Source organism: Paractinoplanes ovalisporus, from assembly GCF_016834655.1.
Classification (GTDB): Bacteria; Actinomycetota; Actinomycetes; order Mycobacteriales; family Micromonosporaceae; genus Actinoplanes; species Actinoplanes ovalisporus.
Genome location: NZ_JAENHP010000004.1, coordinates 750,055 through 771,366 on the forward strand (window position 1 = coordinate 750,055; position 21,312 = coordinate 771,366).

21 protein-coding genes are annotated in these 21,312 nt (G+C 70.0%); 14 read left to right on the forward strand and 7 right to left on the reverse strand.

Annotation, left to right across the window (positions count from 1 at the left end):
- The first annotated feature begins 17 nt into the window (after positions 1–17).
- The 14 genes from JIG36_RS17550 to JIG36_RS17615 all read left to right on the forward strand — a co-directional run bounded on the left by JIG36_RS17550 (position 18) and on the right by JIG36_RS17615 (position 13,174).
- A complete protein-coding gene (locus JIG36_RS17550; protein WP_203377320.1) occupies positions 18–1,301 on the forward strand; it encodes a flagellar hook protein FlgE in 1,284 nt (427 codons plus the stop codon).
- 201 nt (positions 1,302–1,502) lie between these two features.
- Positions 1,503–1,790, forward strand: a complete 288-nt coding sequence (locus tag JIG36_RS17555) for a flagellar FlbD family protein (protein WP_203377321.1) — start codon at positions 1,503–1,505, stop codon at positions 1,788–1,790.
- On the forward strand, positions 1,790–2,581 hold the full coding sequence (locus JIG36_RS17560; protein WP_203377322.1) for a flagellar motor protein: 792 nt from the start codon (positions 1,790–1,792) through the stop codon (positions 2,579–2,581). The genes JIG36_RS17555 and JIG36_RS17560 overlap by 1 nt, the downstream gene beginning before the upstream one ends.
- A gap of 4 nt (positions 2,582–2,585) precedes the next feature.
- A complete protein-coding gene (locus JIG36_RS17565) occupies positions 2,586–3,614 on the forward strand; it encodes a flagellar motor protein MotB (RefSeq protein ID WP_203377323.1) in 1,029 nt (342 codons plus the stop codon).
- Between the two features lie 12 nt (positions 3,615–3,626).
- Positions 3,627–4,085 carry a flagellar basal body-associated FliL family protein gene (locus tag JIG36_RS17570; protein ID WP_203377324.1) on the forward strand — a complete coding sequence of 153 codons (459 nt, stop codon included), beginning with the start codon at positions 3,627–3,629 and terminating at the stop codon, positions 4,083–4,085.
- A gap of 114 nt (positions 4,086–4,199) precedes the next feature.
- Positions 4,200–5,147, forward strand: a complete 948-nt coding sequence (locus JIG36_RS17575) for a flagellar motor switch protein FliM (RefSeq protein ID WP_203377325.1) — start codon at positions 4,200–4,202, stop codon at positions 5,145–5,147.
- The gene (fliN, locus tag JIG36_RS17580; protein ID WP_203377326.1) at positions 5,144–5,905 is read left to right on the forward strand and encodes a flagellar motor switch protein FliN; all 762 of its coding nucleotides are present in this window, start codon (positions 5,144–5,146) and stop codon (positions 5,903–5,905) included. The genes JIG36_RS17575 and fliN overlap by 4 nt, the downstream gene beginning before the upstream one ends.
- Positions 5,906–5,910: 5 nt before the next feature.
- Positions 5,911–6,354 (forward strand): flagellar biosynthetic protein FliO, encoded by a 444-nt coding sequence (locus tag JIG36_RS17585; RefSeq protein WP_203377327.1) that lies wholly within the window; start codon positions 5,911–5,913, stop codon positions 6,352–6,354.
- On the forward strand, positions 6,351–7,208 hold the full coding sequence (fliP, locus tag JIG36_RS17590; RefSeq protein ID WP_203377328.1) for a flagellar type III secretion system pore protein FliP: 858 nt from the start codon (positions 6,351–6,353) through the stop codon (positions 7,206–7,208). The genes JIG36_RS17585 and fliP overlap by 4 nt, the downstream gene beginning before the upstream one ends.
- Positions 7,205–7,969 carry a flagellar biosynthetic protein FliR gene (fliR, locus tag JIG36_RS17595; RefSeq protein ID WP_203377329.1) on the forward strand — a complete coding sequence of 255 codons (765 nt, stop codon included), beginning with the start codon at positions 7,205–7,207 and terminating at the stop codon, positions 7,967–7,969. Before fliP ends, fliR begins: the two co-directional genes overlap by 4 nt.
- A gap of 8 nt (positions 7,970–7,977) precedes the next feature.
- Complete coding sequence (locus tag JIG36_RS17600; protein WP_203377330.1) at positions 7,978–9,069, forward strand: EscU/YscU/HrcU family type III secretion system export apparatus switch protein; 1,092 nt, start codon at positions 7,978–7,980, stop codon at positions 9,067–9,069.
- Between the two features lie 163 nt (positions 9,070–9,232).
- Positions 9,233–11,287, forward strand: coding sequence for a flagellar biosynthesis protein FlhA (flhA, locus tag JIG36_RS17605; RefSeq protein ID WP_203377331.1), 2,055 nt, complete (start codon positions 9,233–9,235; stop codon positions 11,285–11,287).
- Positions 11,265–12,935: a hypothetical protein gene (locus JIG36_RS17610; protein WP_203377332.1), complete on the forward strand. Its 1,671-nt coding sequence runs from the start codon at positions 11,265–11,267 to the stop codon at positions 12,933–12,935. Before flhA ends, JIG36_RS17610 begins: the two co-directional genes overlap by 23 nt.
- Positions 12,932–13,174, forward strand: coding sequence for a hypothetical protein (locus tag JIG36_RS17615; RefSeq protein ID WP_203377333.1), 243 nt, complete (start codon positions 12,932–12,934; stop codon positions 13,172–13,174). Before JIG36_RS17610 ends, JIG36_RS17615 begins: the two co-directional genes overlap by 4 nt.
- A gap of 70 nt (positions 13,175–13,244) precedes the next feature.
- Here the strand turns inward: JIG36_RS17615 and JIG36_RS17620 are convergent, their stop codons facing one another.
- From JIG36_RS17620 to fliF, 7 genes are all read right to left on the reverse strand, one after another.
- Positions 13,245–14,990 carry a flagellar hook-length control protein FliK gene (locus JIG36_RS17620; protein ID WP_203377334.1) on the reverse strand — a complete coding sequence of 582 codons (1,746 nt, stop codon included), beginning with the start codon at positions 14,988–14,990 and terminating at the stop codon, positions 13,245–13,247.
- A gap of 38 nt (positions 14,991–15,028) precedes the next feature.
- Entirely contained in the window at positions 15,029–16,039 is a 1,011-nt protein-coding gene (locus JIG36_RS17625; protein ID WP_203377335.1) for a transglycosylase SLT domain-containing protein, read from the reverse strand.
- Entirely contained in the window at positions 16,036–16,479 is a 444-nt protein-coding gene (locus JIG36_RS17630) for a flagellar FliJ family protein (RefSeq protein ID WP_203377336.1), read from the reverse strand. The genes JIG36_RS17625 and JIG36_RS17630 overlap by 4 nt, the downstream gene beginning before the upstream one ends.
- Before the next feature lie 95 nt (positions 16,480–16,574).
- A complete protein-coding gene (locus JIG36_RS17635) occupies positions 16,575–17,882 on the reverse strand; it encodes a FliI/YscN family ATPase (protein WP_203377337.1) in 1,308 nt (435 codons plus the stop codon).
- Between the two features lie 25 nt (positions 17,883–17,907).
- On the reverse strand, positions 17,908–18,588 hold the full coding sequence (locus JIG36_RS17640) for a FliH/SctL family protein (protein ID WP_203377338.1): 681 nt from the start codon (positions 18,586–18,588) through the stop codon (positions 17,908–17,910).
- Positions 18,572–19,597: a flagellar motor switch protein FliG gene (gene fliG, locus JIG36_RS17645; RefSeq protein WP_203377339.1), complete on the reverse strand. Its 1,026-nt coding sequence runs from the start codon at positions 19,595–19,597 to the stop codon at positions 18,572–18,574. Before fliG ends, JIG36_RS17640 begins: the two co-directional genes overlap by 17 nt.
- An 85-nt stretch (positions 19,598–19,682) precedes the next feature.
- Entirely contained in the window at positions 19,683–21,311 is a 1,629-nt protein-coding gene (fliF, locus tag JIG36_RS17650; protein ID WP_203377340.1) for a flagellar basal-body MS-ring/collar protein FliF, read from the reverse strand.
- Position 21,312 lies beyond the last annotated feature (1 nt).

Sequence of the window (21,312 nt, forward strand, 5' to 3'; positions counted from 1 at the left end):
CTAACGAAGGACTATCCATGCTGCGTTCGCTCTATTCCGGAATCAGTGGCCTGCACGCGCATCAGCAGATGATGGACGTGACCGGTAACAACATCGCCAACGTCAACACCGTCGGTTACAAGGCGAGCTCGGTCCAGTTCCAGGACACGCTCAGCCAGATGACCGCCGCCGCCGGCGCCCCGCAGAACGGCCAGGCCGGCTCGAACCCCGGCCAGGTCGGTCTCGGTGTCCGCAACGCCGGTATCACCTCGAACTTCAGCCAGGGATCGGCGCAGACCACCGGCAAGGCCGGCGACATGATGATCCAGGGCGACGGCTTCTTCATCACGCGCCGCGGCAACGAGGAGCTCTACAGCCGGGCCGGCTCGTTCTTCTTCGACGCCAACGGCACCCTCGCCACCGCGACCGGTGAGCCCGTGCAGGGCTGGACCGCCGACGAGGACGGCGTGGTCAACCCGGCCGCGAAGCCGGGCGACATCAGGATGCCCCTGGGCAAGAGCATCTCACCGGTGGCGACCAGCACGGTGGAGATGAAGGGCAACCTGACCAACGACATGCCCGAGGACGTGACCGACCCGACCACCATCCCGGCCATCGAGATCCCGTTCAAGGCGTTCGACAAGACGGGTAACCCGATCAGCCTCTCGGCGAAGTTCACGCGGACCACCACCGATCCCACCGCCTCCGTCCAGGACTGGCAGGTGACCCTCACGAAGTCGGGTGACGCCGGGCCGAGCACGCCGATCACCGCGACCATCCAGTTCAAGGACGGCAAGCCGGTCGCCACGCCTCCGGCGACGAAGGCGATGCTGGAGTTCACGGGCGCCACCGCGATCGACCCCAACATCAGTGACACGTTCTCCGTCGACGCCGGCGACCTGACGATGTTCCACGGCCTGACCGAGGCCCGGGTGTCGGACTCCAACGGCAACGCGGCCGGCACGCTGGCCTCGCTGTCGTACACGGTGTCGGACACCGGGCAGATCATCGGCGCCTTCAGCAACGGTCAGAAGAAGGTGCTGGGCCAGGTCGCCCTGGCCACCTTCAAGAACGTCAACGGCCTCGAGAAGACCGGTGACTCGCAGTGGCGTTCCACCGTCAACTCCGGTCTGGCCCAGGTCGGCACGCCCACCAGCGCCGGCCTCGGCCAGGTGATCAGCGGTGCCCTCGAGATGTCGAACGTCGACCTGGCTCAGGAATTCACCAACCTGGTCATCGCCCAGCGCGGCTTCCAGGCGAACTCCCGCATCATCACGACCTCCGACGAACTCCTCCAGGAGCTCGTCAGCATGAAGCGGTAATTGTCTCACCACGCGTTCGGCCTCCGGCCGGGGCAGGCGCATCCGCGTCTGCCCCGGCCGTTGTGTTTGGAAACAGCCGCTGCACCCGTACCGCCACCGCTTGGATCTCATCGGCAACCGGGAACAGGCCGAAACACATATCGAGGGGCCACGGACGGCCCGCCAGCCAGAACACACACCATCACCCAAGGACGGATGTAAGTGATCCTCGTAACCCGTATCAACGGTGCCGTGTTCGCCCTGAACCCGGACCTTGTCGAGCGCGCGGACTGCACGCCCGACACGGTCATCACGCTGGTCGACGGCACCAAGTACGTCATTGCCGAGTCCGTGCCCGAGTTCATCGATTCGGTGCGGCACTACCGCGCCTCACTGATCGCACAGGCAAGTCGTCTCGAGGCCGAGCCCACCAACACCCACTCCTCCGCCCCGTCGCCCGGTGACGACGACGACGCCAAGGTGCTCCCGCTGCACCGGAATGGACGCTGATGGACATCTCAACCATCGTCGGTGTAGTCGCCGGCCTCATCATCATCTTCACGGTGCAGATCCTCGAGGGCGGCTCACCGGCCTCGATCATCCTGATCCCCTCGATGCTGCTGGTGTTCGGCGGCGCGTTCTCGGCCGGTATGGCCGGCGGCGTGCTGAAGGACGCGACCGGCGCCGGCAAGATGCTGCAGAAGGCGTTCCTGGCCAAGGTCACGCCGCCGACGAAGCTGGTCGAGGAGATCGTGAAGCTGGCCGAGCGGGCCCGCCGCGAGGGCCTGCTGGCCCTGGAGGACGCGGTCAAGACGGTCGAGCACCCCTTCCTCAAGCGCGGTCTGCAGCTGGCGATCGACGGCACCGACCCGGATGAGCTCCACGACATCCTGCACGCCGAGATCGCGGCCAAGAAGAAGGCCGACAAGGCCAGCTCCAAGCTTTTCGAGAACATGGGCGGCTACGCCCCCACGATCGGCATCATCGGCACGGTCATGGGTCTCGTGCACGTGCTCGAGAACCTCGACAAGCCGGACACGCTCGGTCACTCCATCGCCGCCGCGTTCGTCGCGACCCTCTGGGGCGTGCTCAGCGCCAACGTCATCTGGCTGCCCATCGCCGCCCGTCTGACCCGCCTCAGCGGTGTCGAGGCCGAGGAGATGGAGCTGGTCGTCGACGGTGTCCTGGCCATCCAGGCCGGCTCCAACCCGCGTCTGGTCGCCCAGAAGCTCCGCAGCCTCCTCCCGCCGGACGAGGCCAAGAAGGCCGAGTCGGCCGCGAACACGAAGAAGGCGGCCTGACCCGATGAGCGGTGGCGGGGGCAAGCGTAAGCAGAAGCACGAGGAGCACGAGGAGCACGTCAATCACGAGCGCTGGCTCGTGTCCTACGCCGACATGCTGACCCTGCTGTTCGTTCTCTTCGTCGTCCTGTACTCCATGAGCGACGTCAACATGAAGAAGTTCGCCCAGCTCGCCTCCGGTCTCTCGTCCGGTTTCGGCGCGCAGAGCGTCGCCTTCCAGGGCCAGACCGGCCCGATGGACGGCTCCGGCAACAGTGCCGAGATCGTCGCCATCGACCCCGGCGCCAACCCGGGCGACGGCAAGGCCGGCTCGTCCAACCTGACCGCTCAGCAGAAGGAGGCCGTCAAGGCCGCGATGGCGGCCGAGGACCGCAAGAAGGCTTCGCAGAACGCGGACGCCGCCGCCAAGGAGGCCGAGAACCTCAAGAAGGTCGAGAACAAGATCTCCGACGCTCTGGCCGCCCAGAAGCTGCTCGGTTCGGTGCAGTTCACCATCGACCGGCGCGGCCTGGTCGTCACCATCCTCACCAACGAGGTCGTCTTCAACGGCAACCGGGCCGACCTGCAGCCCGGCGGCAAGAAGATCCTCGACGCCATCGCCCCGTCGCTGGTCAAGCTGCCCAACAACATCGAGGTCGACGGCAACACCAACCAGCTCAAGGCCAAGACCACGTTCTACCCGAGCGGCTGGGAACTCAGCGCGGCCCGCGCCTCGACCACCGTGCGTTATCTGGGGGCTCACGGCGTCGCCAAGAACCGGATGAGCGCCGTCGGTTTCTCCGACACCAAGCCACTGATCGACCCGTCCGACCCGCGCTCGATCACCATGAACCGCCGCGTGGACATCGTTGTTCTGACGACGCTCACGGCCGACCAGGCAGCGCTACTGCCGGCCGCGGCCGGGGCCGACAACAAACTGCACCCGGGACAAACCTCAGCTGCAGCCAAGTCAGCTCAAACGCCCGCCACCAAGGCCGATACAACTGGCGAGACCGGCACGACTTCCGGCAACACCAACCCGACGCACGACTGAGAGGAGCTTTCGATGAGCAAGGACGAGACGACTACTACCGCCGCCGACGCCCCCAAGAAGTCCAAGAAGATGCTGATGATCATCGTTATCGCCGCCGTCGTGCTGCTCGGTGGCGGTGGCGCCGGAGCGTTCTTCATGCTGAAGGGCGACAAGGCCGAGGCCGCTCCGGTCAAGGGCAGCGTGGTGGCCCTCGAAGAGGCGATGACGATCAACCTGGCCGACGGTCACTACCTCAAGCTGAACTTCTCGCTGCAGCAGACCGCGGACGCCGGCGCCGAGTCGGTCGACACGAGCGAGGCCCGCGAGCTGGCGATCGACGAGTACACCGGCAAGACCCTGGCCGCGCTCTCCACCGAGAAGGGCCGCGAGGAGATCAAGACCGACCTCACCGCGAAGATCGTGAAGGCGTACACCGAGGACGGCAAGAAGATGGTGATGGGGATGTACTACACCTCGTTCGTCACCCAGTAACAAGTAGTCATCAGCCAGGGCGGGTTCACTGCGGTGAACCCGCCCTACTGGCTTTAACGGGATCAAAACGCCCCTCGCGCTCAGCCGTTCCGGAAACGAGCCGATGGGGACAACGTGACCAACGCCGCACGTACCCCGGGCCGGCTGTCCCGCCGTGGTCAGGGCGGAGGGCCGACCGCGTACGACTTCCGCAAGCCGATCAAGCTGTCACGTGAGCACATCCGGACCCTGCAGATCGCCTTCGAGACGTACGCACGCAGCTGCGGGACGCTGCTCACGACGCGTCTGCGGGCGGTCAGCAACGTCACGCTGGCCTCGATCGAACAGCTGAACTACGACGAGTACGTGGCGGCCCTGAACAACCCCACGGTGATCGCGGTGGTGGTTCTCGACCCGCTGCCCGGCTCGGCCCTCATGGAGATCGCCACTTCGGCCTCCATGACCGCTATTGATCACATGCTCGGCGGCCCCGGCGGCGCCCAGCCCGAGCGGCCGCTGACCGAGGTCGAGATGCCCCTGCTCCGCGGTCTGCTGGAGCGGATGCTGGGCGAGCTGCGGTACGGCTTCGAGACGCTGGTCGACATGTCGCCCAAGCTCAAGGAGATCGAGTACAACGCGCAGTTCCTCCGCGCCCATCAGCCCGGTGACGCCTGCGTGATCGCCTCGTTCGACATGAAGATCGGTGCCGAGGAGACGATGCACACGATCTGCCTGCCCTTCAACACGATCCTCCCGGTGCTGTCGCGCACCGAGACGGTGGTGCTCAGCGACGCCGAACGGGCCGCCAAGGACCTGGCGATGCGCAACCTCACGGCCGGACTTTCCTCCGCTCCGCTCGACGTTGCGGTCCGATTCCAGCCCATTCGTATGCGAACCGATGACATCGTGGACCTACGTCCCGGAGACGTCGTGCCGTTGGGTCACCCGACCAGTCAGCCGCTCGAGGTGACCGTCAACGAGACCGTTTTCGCCCATGCAGTTCCCGGTAATCAGGGTGCCCGGCTCGCCTGTCTTGTGGTGCCGACGCCCAAGGAATCGCCCAAGGAGTCTGGTCGCCCATGACCGCGCCCACCATCACCGCGCCGCAGCTGGCGCTCGCCCGGAACGCGGCCGACGCCGCGCTGGGCGTCCTTCCCACGAGCCGGCCGCTGGCCGTCGCCGAGCCGGTCGCCGCGTCCGCGGACATCCTCACCGAGGGGCAGGCGGTCACTGCCAGGTTCAGCGGAGCGGCCGCCGGCGAGGTCGTCGTGGTGGTCGGGCAGGACCTGGCGGACGCGCTCAAGGAGAGTCCGCTCGGCGAGCTCGACCTGACCGCCGCGGTGCGCCCGGCCCTCGAGGCCGCCGCCCGGATCTTCGGCCCCGTCGTGCTCGACCCCGGCGTGGTGATGGAGCCGCAGGTGGCGCTCAGCGCGATCGCCGCCAAGGACGACGCCGTCGCGGTGCCGCTGGTCGAGGGCCCCGAGATCCGGGCCGTGCTGGCGCTGGCGCTGAGCCCCTGGCCCGCCGAGGGCGCGGGTGGCGGCAACGTGGCCCGCCGGGAGGCCGCGGCCGCACCCGCGGTGCAGCTCCGCGGAGGCCTGGACATGCTGCACGACGTCGAGATGGAGGTGTCGGCCGAGCTGGGCCGCACCCGGATGAGCGTACGGGAGCTCCTGTCTCTGACGCCCGGAGCGATCGTCGAGCTCGACCGGGCCGCCGGCAGCCCCGCTGACCTGCTGGTCAACGGACGCCTGATCGCCCGGGGCGAGGTCGTGGTGGTCGACGAGAACTTCGGCATCCGGGTCACCGAGATCGTCACCCCCGGCACCGAGCGGGAGTAACGGCCTTGTTCGAGCTCGTCCTGCGGATCGGCTTCTCGCTGTTCATCATCCTGGGGATGATGTGGGGCCTGGCCCGGCTCATCCGCCGTCCGCTGCTCGGGCGCGGGCACGGGACCCTGGAGGTGCTCAACCGCCAGCAGTTGTCCCGGGGCGCCGCGGTGGCCGTGGTCAAGGTGGCCGACCGCGCGATGATCCTCGGGGTCACCGATCAGCAGGTCAGCCTGCTCGGCGAGGCCGAGGTCGAGATCTTCGAGCACCACCCGGCCGAGCACCGCGACCACGTCGAGGTCGACGACGAGCTGGCCACGGAGTTGGCGAACGGGCCGGGCGACCTGCCCGGCCGGCATCCGGCGGCCCCGCGGCCCAGCCGGTTGGAAGGCTCGATCCTCTCGCCGCGCACGTGGCGCTCGGCGGTCGAGTTCCTCCGGGATCGGACCAGCCACCGATGATCAAACGCGCGGTGTTCCTCCTGCTGGCGAGCCTCGGGTTCGCGCTCGTGCTGCTGCCCGGTGCGGCCGCGGCCGAGCCGTCCCGCACGCCCGCCGCCCCGGAACGCGCGCCGGTGACCTACACGGTCGCCCTGCCCGAGCGGGCCCCCGCGCCACCCAGCCCGCCCACCCGTCCCCGGGGCCCCAACCTCAACGTCAACATCCAGGGCACCAACCCGGACGGCAGCCGCCCGGCCACCTCCCTGATCATCATGCTGGGCCTGACCGTGCTCTCGGTCGCGCCGGCCCTGCTGCTGCTCTGCACGTGCTTCACCAAGATCTTCATGGTGCTGGGCATCACCCGTAACGCGCTCGGTCTGACCAGCATGCCGCCCAATCAGGTGCTGGCCGGTCTGGCCCTGTTCATCAGCCTGTTCATCATGGGCCCGACCGTCTCGGCCATGAACGAGCAGGGCGTGCAGCCCTATCTGAAGGGTGACAAGACCCAGGCGCAGGCCTTCAAGGACGGCGTGCAGCCGCTGCGCGACTTCATGTGGAAGACCACCCGGGACGACGAGGTGGCGCTGATGATCAAGCTCTCGGGTCAGGAGCGGCCGGCCAACCGCAACGACGTCGAGCTCACCACGCTTGTGCCCGCGTTCATCCTGTCCGAGCTGCGGGCCGCGTTCATCATCGGCTTCGTCATCTTCATCCCGTTCCTGCTCATCGACATGGTGGTCTCGGCGTCCCTGATGTCGCTGGGCATGATGATGCTGCCACCGGTGACTGTTGCTTTACCCTTCAAGCTTTTGCTGTTCGTGATCGTCAACGGGTGGGGGTTGATCCTCACGGCGCTGGTGGCCTCGTACCGATGAACTACAGCGTCCCGACCGCCGAGCTGCTGGCCCTCATGCTCGGCGCGGCCCGCACCGGGGCCTGGATGATGGTCTGCCCGCCGTTCAACTCGCGGCTCATCCCGGGCACGGTCAAGGCGCTGCTCTCCATCGGGCTGACCCTGCCGATGGCGCCCTACCTGCGCGGCACGCTCCCGTCGCTGCAGACCTCGGACATCATCTTCAGCATCCTGATCCAGGTCTTCGTGGGCGCCGGGCTGGGGTTCGTCACCGCGCTGCTGTTCGCCGCCCTCCAGGCCGCGGGTGACCTGATCGACCTGTTCGGTGGTTTCACGCTGGCCATGGGTTACGACCCGCTGTCGCAGAACCAGAGCTCGATCTTCGGGCGGTTCTACAACCTCGTCGCCATCACGCTGCTGTTCGCCACCGACGGGCACCAGCTGGTGCTGCGCGGATTCCTGCAGACGTTCAAAACCGTGCCGCTGAACTGGACCTTCTCGTCGGGCGAGTTCAGCGAGCTGCTGATCCGGGGCATCGGCGAGATGTTCATGGCCGCCATCCAGATCGCCGGCCCGCTGATCGCCGTCCTGTTTCTCACCGACGTCGCGTTCGGCCTGCTCAACCGCGTGGCTCCGGCGCTCAACGCGTTCCAGCTGGGCTTCCCGGCCAAGATCTTCATGGTTCTGCTGATCTCCGGTATTGCGATCTCCGCGCTGCCCGGCGTGGTCGACTCGATCGTGGAGCGCGCGGTCAACGCGGTGGTCACGATCAGCGGCGGCTAGGGGGTGAGATGTCGGGAGAGAAGACTGAACAACCGACACCCCAGAAACTCAAGAAGGCCAAGCGCGAAGGCCAGATCGGCCGCAGCCAGGACATCGGCGCCTGGTTCGGCATGCTGGCCGCGAGCGTCATGCTGCCCCGCACCCTGGAGTCGGCGCTCGAGCACGCCGAGAAGCTGATGGCGCAGATCCCCGACGTCATCGCCGACCCGGAGCCGGCCCAGGCGATGGCCCTGCTCAAGGAAGCCGGCATGGGCACGGTCTGGGCCGTGCTCCCGCTGTCCATGACGATGATGGTGGTCGGCATCGCCGCGGCCGGTGCCCAGGGCGGCATCCGGGTCGCCACCAAGCTCTTCATCCCCAAGTTCAGCAAGCTCAACCCGTGGCCCGGCCTCAAGCGGATGCTCGGCCCGCAGTCGCTCTGGGAGGGCGCCAAGGCGCTGATCAAGACTGCGGTGCTGGCCGGCGTCCTCTACGCCACCACCAAGAGTGTCTTCCCGGCCCTGATGAGCGCCGGTCAGCTGCCTATCGCCGCCCTGCTCGGCACGGTCGTCGACGCCGCCCTCAACCTGATCCGGGCCGCCTCGGTGGCCGGCATCGTGATGGCCGCGGCCGACTACTTCGTCGTGCGCCGCCGCACCAACAAGCAGCTGCGCATGACCAAGGAAGAGGTCAAGCAGGAGTACAAGAACAGCGAGGGCGACCCGCTGATCAAGGCCCAGATCCGGGCCCGGCAGATGGCCATGGCCCGCAACCGGCAGATGGCCGACGTGCCGACGGCCGACGTGATCATGGTCAACCCGACCCACGTGGCGGTGGCGCTGCGCTACGAGCCGCAGAAGGGCGCGCCCCGGGTGGTGGCCAAGGGCCAGGGCCCGCTGGCCACCAAGATCCGCGAGCTCGCGGCCGAGCACCGGGTGCCCATGGTCGAGGACAAACCGCTGGCCCGGGCCCTCTACGGCGGCGTCGAGGTGGGGCACGAGATCCCGGCCGAGTTCTTCGGCGCGGTGGCCAAGGTGCTGGCGTTCGTCATGAGCCTGAAGACGAAGGGATCGGCGGCAGGCCTGCACCGCAACCCACATTCTGAATCAGAAGCCGCATAACTGAAAAGTTAGGAGATTTCCTCACATAGGTCCCTCGAACGAGGGAAGATCGCCTTGGAGAGCAGCCCTTGCTCAGTGAAGGCGACGGACCGCCGAACAGAAAAACGCCAGGACGGCGACGACCGCGCAGGGATGGCTCCCACGCCCACTCCTGGAAGGTGCCGTGAAGAACCGCAACATCAGCAAACTTGCCGTACCCGTCGGGGTGGTCGGCATCGTCCTCATGATGGTCGTGCCCTTGCCGACCTTCCTGCTGGACATGCTGATCGCGCTCAACATCACGGCCGCTCTGCTGATCATGCTGACCAGCATGTTCGTCCAGAAACCGCTGGACTTCTCGATCTTCCCGGCCCTGCTGCTGGTGGCCACCCTGTTCCGCCTCGCGCTCAACATCAGCGCGACCCGGCTCGTGCTCAGCGAGGGTGACGCCGGCAAGGTGATCCACGCGTTCGGCAGCTTCGTCGTCGGTGGCAACCTGGTCATCGGTCTGGTGATCTTCCTGATCCTGGTCATCGTCCAGATGGTCGTGGTCACCAAGGGCGCCGAGCGCGTGGCCGAGGTGGGCGCCCGGTTCACCCTCGACGCCATGCCGGGTAAGCAGATGGCGATCGACGCCGACCTGAACGCCGGCCTGATCGACGAGGACCAGGCCAAGAAGCGCCGGGCCGAGGTGGGCGCCGAGGCCGAGTTCTACGGCGCCATGGACGGTGGTTCCAAGTTCGTCAAGGGTGACGCCATCGCGGCCGTCATCATCACGCTGATCAACCTGGTCGGCGGCTTCGCCATCGGCGTGGCCCAGCAGGGCATGTCGGCCGGCGACGCGATGAACCACTACAGCCTGCTGAGCATCGGCGACGGTCTGGTCTCGCAGATCCCGGCCCTGCTGCTCTCGGTCGCCACCGGTCTGATCGTGACCCGCTCGGCGACCTCGGGCGACATGGGCTCGACGGTCACCACCCAGCTCAGCCAGAACAAGCTCGCGCTGCGCATCGCCGGTGGCGCGTCGCTCGCCCTGTGCGTCATCCCGGGCCTGCCCAAACTCCCGTTCCTGGTGGTCGGCGCGGGGGTCCTGTTCGCCGCCCAGAAGATCAAGGATCCGGTGCCGGAGGACGAGCAGGCGGCGATCGCGGCGGCCGGCGAGGCGCCCGAGATGCCGCCCGCGGACTCGCCCGAGCAACTCCTGGGCGAGATGCGGGTCGACCCGCTGGAGCTGGCGCTCTCACCCGACCTGGTCGACCTGGTCGACGCCAGCAGCGGTGACCTGCTCGACCGCGTACGGGCTCTGCGGCGCAAGATGGCGATGGAGCTCGGCGTGATCATGCCGCCGGTGCGCACGCGCGACGATCTCGACCTTCCGCTCTCCTCGTACGCCATCCGGATCTCCGGCACCGACGCCGGCACCGGCGAGGCGCCGCCGGGCACGGTGCTGGCGATCGGCGACGGGCTCCAGGGCCTGCCCGGCAAGGCCGGCGTCGAGCCGGTGTTCGGCCTGCCCGGCAAGTGGGTCCCCTCCGAGCTGCACTACCAGGCCGAGCTCTCCGGTGCGACCGTCGTCGACCGGGCCAGCGTGATCATCACGCACCTGGCCGAAGTGGTCCGCAGCAACGCGAGCCGGCTGCTCGGCCGCGAGGACGTGCGCGCGCTGACCGAGACGGTCAAGCGCACCCACCCGGTCGTGGTCGAGGAGTTGACGCCCGCGGTGCTCAGCCTCGGCCAGATTCAGAAGGTGCTCCAGGGGCTGCTCGACGAGGGCGTGCCGATCCGCGACCTGGTCCGCATCTTCGAGGCACTCTCCCTTCGAGCGAAGGTCTCCGTCGACCAGGACAGCCTGGTCGAGGCGGCCCGTGCGGCTCTGGGTCCCGCCATCGCGGCCCAGTACACGACCGCCGGCCGTCTCACGGTGATCACGCTCGATCCCATGCTCGAGCAGCAACTGCTCGAATCTCTGCGGCCCAGTGAGACGGGGGCCTTCATGGCGATCGACGGCATGCGTGCCGAGGCGATCGTCAGTGAGGCGGCCCGGCTCACCGAGACCGCGGAACAGCAGGGTCTGGCCCCGGTGCTGGCCTGCTCGCCACAGTTGCGACTGCCCCTGATGCGTCTTCTGCGCGCCGGCTCACGCCGGGTCCAGGTGCTGTCGTACGGCGAAATCTCTGGTTCCACAGCACAGATCGAGACGATTGGGGTGGTCAACGGTGCCTACGCGGGTGCTGCTTGAGGGGCCGGCCATCGAGCCGTTGCTGGCTCAGGTGCGCGATGAGTACGGCTCCCGTGTCCGGATCATCTCCGCCGACAAGGTCCGCAGTGGCGGTGTCGGTGGCTTCTTCGCGAAACAGCATTACGAGCTGTCGGTCGAGGTGCCGGACCCGAACGAGGACAGGAATGACATGGCTTCACGGACGAAGACGGCCGACACCGGCCAGCACAGCCTGGAACGGCTCCTGGAGCGGGCCGAGTCGCAGGACCGGCTCGACGAACCCGGCCGGAGCGCCCCGCGCCCGTTCGGATCGTCCTCACCCCGGTCGGTGACGCCGGCGTCGTTCGGCATGACCCGCCCGGGCGAGACCGCGCCCCGGCCGGCGGCCGAGAACAACTTCGGGGCCGACGAGGGACGCCACGCCGCCCTCGGCGACACCGGGGCCGCCTTCGCCGAGCTGATGGCCGGTCTCAACAGCGGCACCCCGGGTGGTGGAGGCGGGGGCGAACAGCTCACGTCGCGGCCCAAGCCCGCTCCGCGGGAGGACACCCCGACCGTACGGCCGTTCCGCCCGGCCGCCGCGAGCGAGTCGCCGGTCAACGTGGCCCGGACGCCTGCCGCGCCGCCGCCCGCGGTGGCGCCGCAGTCGCCCGCCGCCCCGGCCTATGTGCCCGAGCCGCCCGCTCCGGCCCCGATGGCCGCGGCTCCGATGGCGGCTCCGGCTCCGATGGCCGCTCCGATCAGCCCGGCCGCACCGGCCGCGATGCCGACCTCGCCCGCGCCCAGCCTGGCCGAGCGGATCGGTGGCCTGGCCGCGAGCGAGATCGAGATCGACGAGGTGCCGCCGGCTCCGGAGCCGGTCATCGAGACCCCGGCGCCCGAGGTGTACGGGTTCAAGCAGGCCGCGCCGGTCTCGGCCGTCCCGGCCGCCACGCCCGCGCCGGTGCCGGTCGCCGAGCCGGTGGCCGACAACGAGCCGGTCGTCCGCAACCTCATGTCGGTCGGCATGCCCGAGAACATGGCCCGCCAGATCACCGGCAGCGACACCTACGCCGGCGTTCTGAGTGTGCTGGCCGCGCGGCCCAGCGCTCCGGGCATTCCGGACGGGCCGGGCGAGATCCTGGTGCTCGCGGGCGACATCAACCTCGGGGTGACGATCGGCCGCCAGCTGCTCGAGCAGATCGGCGTGCCCGAGAACCACCTGCTGCTCGCCGCCCAGTCGACGGCCGGCACCGGGCTGCACTCGTCCCGCCTGATCTCGACGCCGGAGTCGGCCGAGTCCCGGGCCGAGAAGCTGCACAGCGCCGAGGAACCCTGGGTCGTCGTCCTCGAGGCGCCGGTCGGTGGCACCGACACCATCTGGGTCAACGAGATGTGCGACGCGATCGGGGCCACCGCGGTCTGGGCGGTCGTCGACGCCACCCGCAAGACCGCCGACAGCGCCCGCCACCTGCGGACGCTCGGCGAGGTCGAGTCGCTGGTGGTGCACGGCGTCGAGCTGACCGGTGACCCGGCCTCGGTGCTCGGGCTCGAGCTGCCGATCTACTCGCTCGACGGCAAGCCGGCCACTCCGCACGCCTGGGCCGCCATGCTCTGTGCGCGGATCGCCTCGGACGTCCAGCCGGTCGCCGCGGCCCCGCGGCGCGTCACCCGCTCGGTGCGGCAGTGATCCGTCCGTCGGTTCTGCTGTTCGCGCTCCTGATGAGCGCGCCGGCGCTCTATCGCTACGTCCTCGACCAGATCGATGTCACCGAGGTACTGATCCGGTTCGTGATCGCGGTTCCGATCGCCGCGCTGCTGCTGGCGGCGTTGCGGTTCGTCACCGCGGGTTACGGCCGGCCGGAGGGGAAGCCGGAAGGCGCCCCGGTGACGCCGACGCCCATGGACGGGACGGAGAAGCCGGCCTGACCAGGGTCAGCAAAAGAGGGGGTGACCGCTTCGGCGGCCACCCCCTCTTCTTGCTGTGGAGAAGGAAGCGCTAGGCGTGCGTGTCCAGGCGGCTGGTGCCCGGGGCGGCCCGGCGGATCGTCGGAGCGGTCGTCTCGGCGGTGGCCGGTCCGGCCGTGGTGTCCCGGCGGCCGCCGCCCGGGAGACCGCCCTGGGTGAACTGCTGCCGGGCCTGCTCCTGCTGGGCGTTGCCCTGCCTCAGATCGAGCGAGGTGTTGCGGAAACCGGCGTCGTTCAGCTCGCGGCGCAGGTCGTCCATGGCGTTGCGCAGCGCCTCGTTGCCGGCGTCGGTGCCGCTGGTCAGCTGCACGTTGATCTCGCCGTTGCGGATCTCGGCCACCACCTGCACCGGGCCCAGGTCGACGGGGTGCAGGTGCACGGTCAGCCGGTGTACGCCGTCCGCGTCCAGCTTGAGCGGGATGATCCGGGTGGCCAGCTGGGCGGCGGTCGGCTGGAAGGCCTGCGCCGGGCTGGGCGGGGGTGCGGTGCCGGCGGCGGGCGCGGCCGGAGCAGCCGCCTGCGGTCCGGTGACTCCGGCGATGCCGGCCTGGCCGAGCGCGCCCGGGGTCGCGGTGCCGTCCGGGGCCACGCCGGGGGCGGCGGCCGGGTTGACCGGGTTGGCGGTCGGGGCGGCGGTGCCGGCGTCGGTCTGGGCCTGGTCGGGCATCGCCGCCGGCGGCCCGGCCGTGGCGTCCGGCTGGGCCGCGGGGTCGGCGGGCGTGGTGCCGGTGGGTGTGGGAGCCGGTCCGGCCGGCGTGGTGGCCGTCGCGGCGTCGGTCGTAGGCGGGGCGAGGCCGGCCGGGCGTGGCCCGGCCATCGGGGTCTCGATGCCGGCGGGCGAGGTGAGCGTGGCCGCGGCGTCGGCCGCGGCCAGCGGTCCGGCCGGTGTCGCGGTGCCGGTGGGGTCGGTGCCGACGGCCGGATGGCCGTCCTGGCCACCCTGGGCCGCGGCGGCGTTCTGGGCGACCTGGGCGGCGAGGGCGGGCGGAAGAGCCGTGCCGGGAGTGGCCGTACCGGGAGTCCCGGTGCCAGGAGCACCCGTGCCCGGCTGAGCAGCGGCCGCGTCCGGGGCCGGCGCGTTCGCGGCGGCCTGAGGGGTGGCGGGCCGGATGGGTCCTCCGGCGAGCGAGACGGCGTCAGAGGCATCGCCCTTCGCGGCCTCGGCCGGGGCGTTCGGGTTGGCCGGCTGCGGCGGGGCGGCTCCGGCGGTCGCGGCGGCGGTCTGCGCGGCGCTCGATGGGGTGGCGGCCGCCTGAGCCTCCGCCGGTCTGGTCTCGTCGGCGCCGGTGGTCGTGCCGGAGGAGTCGGTCTTTTTGTCGCCGTCGGCGCGCTCGGTCCCAGTGCGACCGGCGGTTTCCTGAGCGTCGGCCGGGCGATCGGTCTGGCGGTCGGCGGGGCGGTCGGCGCGACGCTGATCGGCCCGGTTCGTGGCGGCGGCCCGGTCGGCCGCGTCACGCTGCAGGGCGCTGCGCCCGGCGGCGGCCTGCTCGGCCTCGGCCCGGCGGTCAGCGGCCCGATCGGCGGCGCGGTCCGCGGCCGCCCGGTCGGCGGCGCGGTCCATGGTCCGGTCGGCGGCCCGGTCCTCGGCGGTCCGCTGATCGGCGGTCCGGCGGTCGTCGCGCCCGTCCGCCCGGTTCGGCTCGTCCCGCTTCGGCTTGTCGAGCTCGGCCGAGAGCGCGGAACCGAACTCCTCCGCGCCCTCGCCCCGCTTGCTGCCGGGACGACGGCCGATGTCGGCGACCGACGCGCGGTCGGGCCCGCTGACGGAATTCGGCATCTTGATCAGCCTCTCCTTCAGGTTGGGGCGCTCGGCGGTCAGCCGCCGAGCGCGGCGAGGGCCTTCTGGACCTTCGGGACATAGGCCTGGGTCTCCGAGAACGGCGGGATGCCGCCGTACCGGTGCACCGCGCCGCCGCCCGCGTTGTAGGCGGCCAGAGCCAGCGGCAGCGACTTGAACTCACGCAGGTTGCGGGCCAGCAGCTTGGCCCCGCCGTTGATCGCCTGCTCGGGGTCGAACGAGTTCTTGACGCCCAGGCCGCGCGCGGTCGACGGCATGAGCTGCATGAGCCCCTGCGCGCCGGCCTTGCTGACGGCCTGCGGGTCGTACCCGGACTCGACCTTGGCCACCGCGGCCAGCAGCTTGGGGGAGACGCCGTAGCGGTTGCCGGCCTTGACGAACATGTCGGCGTACGGAACTCCGGCCAGCGAGCCGGTGCCCTGCAGACTGGCCGGCCGGACCGCGGCGACGTTCTGACCACCGGCCACCGCGGAGAAGTCTGAGACGACCCGGCGGATGTGCGTGGGCTTCTCGTAGACACTCTGGATCTTGACGTGGTCACCCGGCTTGGGCGCCGCGATCATCTTGTTGTCGCCGAGGTAGATGGCGACGTGGTCGACGGGGGAGTCGAACGCCAGGATGTCGCCCGGCTTGGCCTGGGCCAGGTTGGCCACCGGCTCGCCGGCCTTGGCCTGCTGATGGGACAGGCGGGGCAGCTTGATGCCGAGGTCGCTGTAGGCGCGCTGCACCAGCGCCGAGCAGTCCAGGCCCTTGTCGGGGTCGGTGCTTCCGAAGACGTACGGGGTGCCGAGATATTTTTTGGCCGCGTCGACCACGTCCTGGCCGCTGGCCTGGTTGTTCAGCCGCATCCCGCCGCCCTGGCCGGTCGCGGTGGCCAGCGCCGAGGCGAACGAGACGTTGCCGCCGGCGCCGGTGGTCGTGGCGGTGCCGACGGTGCCGGTGGCGCCCGGGGCCGGATTGACCGGTGTGAGGCCGAGCTGGCCCTGCAACTCCTGGATGCGGTTGAGCACCCCGGTGACACCGATCATTCAGCGCCTCCGCCGCGAGCGGCGTTGCGGGCCTTGCTGGTCATCGCCAGCTCGTCGAGGTTGGCCTGGTCCCGGCGGAGGTCGTTGGCGCGCACCATCTCGGCGTGCCGCTCGGCCATCATCTCGACCGCACGGCGGCGTTTGGCGGCGTCGGCCAGCACGGCCATGCGCTCGCGCTCGATCTCCTGCGCGTCGGAGACCATGCGATGGGCGCTCATCAGGGCCCCGGCCAGCGACTGGCGGGCGACCAGGCCGGCGACGATGGCGCGGGCCGAGCCCTCGGTGGGCGCCTCGGCTCCGACCAGGTCGAGATGCTTGCGGCGTACGAGGGCCTCGGCATCACGGATGTCGGCCCGGGACTGGATGACGGCGCCCTTGGCCGCGTCCTCCTGGGCCTTGCGGGCGCGGAGCACGGGAGAGAGCCGGAAGAAGCGGTTCAACGTTCTGCCTCCTAGCGCGGCCGTGGACGGGCCCTCACCTTCCCGGTCGGCCCGGCAACCGGATCACTGAGCCCTTGCACCCGAGCTGCAACTCGTCAGGAAGCAGCGACGAGGGCCCGGAGCTGGGCCCAGGCCTCGTCGGCGGTGACGCGCTCGTCGAGGCCCTGGCGCAGGAACGCGTTGATGTGCGGCCAGATCGCCGTGGCCCGGTCGGCGTCCGGGTTGGTGCCCGCCACGTACGCCCCGATCTCGACCAGCTCACGGACGTCGCGGTGAGCGGCCATCAGGCGGCGCAACTCGGTGGCGTCGGCCCGCTGCTCCTTGCTGGTGATCTTATTGGCCACACGCGAGATCGAGTCGAGGGCCTGGATGCTCGGGAAGTGGCCGGCGGTGGCCAGCTTGCGGTCGAGCACCACGTGACCGTCGAGGATCGAGCGGGCCGCGTCGGCGATCGGCTCGTTGTGGTCGTCACCCTCGACCAGCACGGTGTAGAGGCCGGTGATGCTGCCCCGCGCGCCCGGCCCGGCCCGCTCCAGCAGCGAGGCCAGCATGGCGAACACCGAGGGCGGATATCCGCGGGTGGCCGGCGGTTCGCCCACGGACAGCCCCACCTCGCGCTGCGCCATCGCCGCACGCGTCACGCTGTCCATCATCAGCAGCACGTCGGCGCCCTCGTCGCGGTAGTACTCGGCGATCCGGGTGGCCACGGCGCCGGCCCTCAGGCGTACGAGGGGAGGGGTGTCCGACGTGGCGATGACCACCACCGACCTCGCCAGCCCCTCCTCGCCCAGGTCGTGCTCGATGAACTCGCGGACCTCGCGGCCACGCTCACCGACCAGGGCGACCACGTTCAGCTCGGCCGAGGTGCCTCGGGTGATCATGCTCATCAGCGTCGACTTGCCGACGCCGGAGCCGGCGAAGATGCCGATGCGCTGCCCCCGCCCGCAGGGCACGAGCGTGTCCAGGACCCGTACGCCCAGGGACATCGGCTTGTCGACCAGCTGGCGTTCCATGGCCGACGGGGGCGCCGCGTCGATGCTGACCATGTGGCCCTTGAGCGGCGGTCCGCCGTCCATCGGGCGGCCCAGCCCGTCCAGGATGCGGCCCTGCAGGTCGGGGCCGACCGCGACCCGCAGCGGCCCGCCCGTGCTGATGACCGGTGTGCCCGTGCCGAGCCCGGCGATCGGGCCCAGCGGCAGGCAGGAGAGCTTGTCGCCCTCGATCGCGGCCACCTCGGCGAAGATCGCGTCGGCGCCCTCGCCCATCTGCACCAGGTCGCCGACCCGGGCGTCGACGCCACTGACGGTCACCCGCAGGCCGACCGCGCCGACCACCTTGCCCCGTGTGAGCGGGCGGGCCGCCTCGATCGCCGCCGTCATGCGGTGCCGGAACACGTCCGTCATCTTGTGCCTCTCCGTTGACGCCGGGCTACTGCAGCCGCAGGGCCTCCCGCGCGCGGGTCACGGCGGCGGCGATGGTGGCGTCCACCGTCGCCATGCCGGTCTCCGCGATCGCGTCACCGGGACGCAGCGCGGGGTCGGGGCGCAGGCGCACCCGGCGTCCCTCGTACTCGAACTCCGTGTCGCCGCCCTCGCCGACCAGCACGTGGAAGTCCTCCGGGTGCAGGCTGACGACCAGCGATCCGGCCTCGGGGACGGCTGCCATGGCCCGGCGCACCGCGTCCGCCGTACGGCCCTGAGGGTCGTCCAGGCTGCGCCCGATGATCGCCTCGGCCAGCTCGAAGGCGTGCGCCAGCAGCACCTCCTGCAGCTCGCCGAAGGTGGGCATGAGCTGGTTCTCGAGTTCGGTCACGGCCCGGCCGAGCGCGTTGACCGCCTGCGCCAGCGCGGTCGCCCGCCGCTGCTCGTACGCCTGCTCGGTGGCCCGGGCCCGGGCGTGCGCGTTCTCCGCGGCCACGGCCGCCTCGCGCTGACCCTGGGCCCACCCCTCGGCGTATCCGGCCGTACGGGCCTGCTGTTTGAGGCGGTCGAGCGAGTCGCCGTCGCTCGGCAGCCCGGTACGCAGGTCGACCCCGAACCGGGCGGCCGAGACCGACTCCGCACTCGAGCCGCGCAGAACCGGGCTGGTGCTCTCAGGCGATGAGCTCATCGGCCTCGCCACCGCGCTGGACCTCGATCTGGCCGGAGTCCTCGAGCGAGCGGATCACCGAGACGATCTTGGCCTGGGCCTCCTCGACCATCTTGACCTTGACCGGGCCGAGCAGGTCGATCTCCTCGAGCAGGTTCTCGCGGCCGCGCTCGGAGAGGTTCTTGGTGACCTTGTCGCGCACGGTGTCGGGCACACCCTTGAGGGCGGTGGCCAGGTCGGCCGGCTCCACTTGGCGCAGCACCAGCTGGATGGCGCGGTCCTCGAGGTTGATGATGTCCTCGAACATGAACATCCGGCGCCGGATCTCCTCGGCCAGCTCGGGGCTGCGGGCGTCCAGGGCTTCCAGGATGAGCCGTTCGGTGGTGCGGTCGGCGCGGTTGATGATGTCGACCAGCGGCTGCAGACCGCCGACGGTGGAGAGCTCGTCCGGCTGCAGCACCGACGAAAGCTTGCGCTGCAGGGCCTGCTCGACCTGGCGGATGATCTCGGGGGAGGTGCGGTCCATGACCGCGATCCGGTGCGCGACCTCGGTCTGCACCTCGATCGGGAGGCCGGCCAGGATCGACGAGGCGAGCGCCGAGGGGATGTGCGCGAGCACCAGAGCGATCGTCTGCGGGTGCTCGTACTGCACGTAGGAGAGCAGCTGCCGGGGGTCGGCGTGGCTGAGGAAGTTGAACGGGATGTCGTTCATCGAGGCTTCGAGGCGATCCAGTATCAACGCCGCGCGGTCCTTGCCCAGCGAGGCCTCTAGCAGCTCGCGGGCGTAGTCCATGCCGCCCGAACCGGCGTACCGGGTCGTGGCCATCGCGTAGAACTCGTCCATCACATCGTCGACCTGGGTCGGTTCCAGCTTGCCGAGCCGGGCGATCTCGGCCGAGATCATCTCGACTTCCTTCTCCGACATCTGCGACATGATCTGGGCGGACTGCTCCTTGCCGAACTGGACGAGCATGATGGCGGCCTTGCGCACGCCCGTCATCGACATGGTGGTGAGCGCCGGTGTGGTCAACGCGTACTCCCTCGGAACCCGCAGCGGAAACAAGCCGTAGGACGGCTGTGGCGGCGGCCGGGCTGACCGGCCGCCGCGCGAAGGGTCAGCGCGTCACATCGGCGGCCAGCCAGCCGCGCAAGAGCACTGCCATCTCCTCAGGTTGATCCTTGACCATCTGATCGATCTCCCGCTGGCGTTCCTCGCGAGCCTGCACGTTCGTGTCGTCCATGGCCATTCCGGCCTCGAGCATCTGCGCGGGGATCGCCTGGTTGAGCTCGGCGAGCCGCTGTGCCTCGAGCGCGGCCTGCATGTCCTCGAGGTGCTTGCGCTCCTCGGGGGTCAGGCCCCGCCGCTTCTTGCTCTTGCGGCTGAACCTCCAGGCCAGGAAGAGCAGCACCAGCACCAGTCCGGCCAGTCCGGCCGTCTTGTACATCGACATCTGCTTGGCCTGCGTGGCCGCCGCCGAGGAGGCGGCCAGGGCCTCCTGGGCCGCCTTGGCCGCGCTCTGGTCGAACGGCATGGCCGAGACCGCGATCGTGTCGCCGCGGGTGCTGTCGATGCCGGCCGCCGCGGTCACCAGCTGCTGCACCTGGGCCGGGTCGATGGTGGTGGAGGTGCTGCTGTTGAGCAGGACGGCCACGTTGAGCTTCTTGATGCCGCCCGGGGCGCTGCGGCGCACCTCGTTGACCTCGTTGACCGCGTTGTTCCGGACGCTGCTGCTGTTCTCGTACTGACCCGGGCCGTTGCTGCTGCCGCTGCCGGTGGTGCAGCCGGGGCCGGAGATGTTGTCCGGGCCGAGCACGCCGCCGGCGCAGTTGTTGGCGCCGTTGTAGGCCTCCCGCGTGTTCTGCTCGGAGAGCGCGGGCACCGACGGGTCGGAGTTGTAGGTCTTGCTGGTCGTCTGGGTCTGGTCGAAGTCGAGGGCCACCGTGGTGACCACGGACGAGTTACCCGGCCCGACCACGCTGTCCAGCATGCTCTGGATGGACTGGTTCATCCGGTTCTGGAAGGCGACGGTCGCCGAATCGGTGCCGCTGTCGCCGCCCGTGCCGACGGCCGCACCGCCGCCGGTCGACAGGATCTTGCCGTCGGCGCCGGCCACCGTGATCTCGGTCGGGTCGAGGCCCTCCACGCTGGAGGCGACCAGGTGCACGATGGCCTGCACCTGCTGGCTGTCCAGCGGCTCGGTGGCCGACGTCTGCACCAGCACCGAGGCGGTCGGCTTGTCCTGCTCGTCGGCGAAGACGTCCTTCTTGGGGATCACGAGGTGCACGGTGGCCGCCTCGACCCCCGCGATCGACTTGATCGTGTTGGACAGCTCGCCCTCCAGGGCGCGCTGGTAGTTCGTCTGCTGCATGAAGTCGCTGGTGGTGATGCCCTGCTGGTCGAGCAGCGCGTAGCCGGTGCCGGCGTCGCCCGGCAGGCCCTCACCGCTCAGCGACAGGCGCAGCTCGTTGACCTGGTCCTGCGGCACCAGAATGGTCTGACCGTCGTTGGCCAGCTCGTACGTCGTCCCGGACTTCTTCAGCGACTCGACGATCGCGCTGGCGTCCTTGGACGAGAGGTTGTTGAACAGGATCGAGTACGACGGCTTCGACGCCCACGTGGCGAAGAAGTAGGCACCCACGACGAGTGCGATCACTGCCGCGATCGTGACGGCCTTCTGTCCCGGGGTGAAGGACCGGAACATGTCCGTGACGCGGCGAACCGGAGCGGGAAGGCGGTCGGTCATG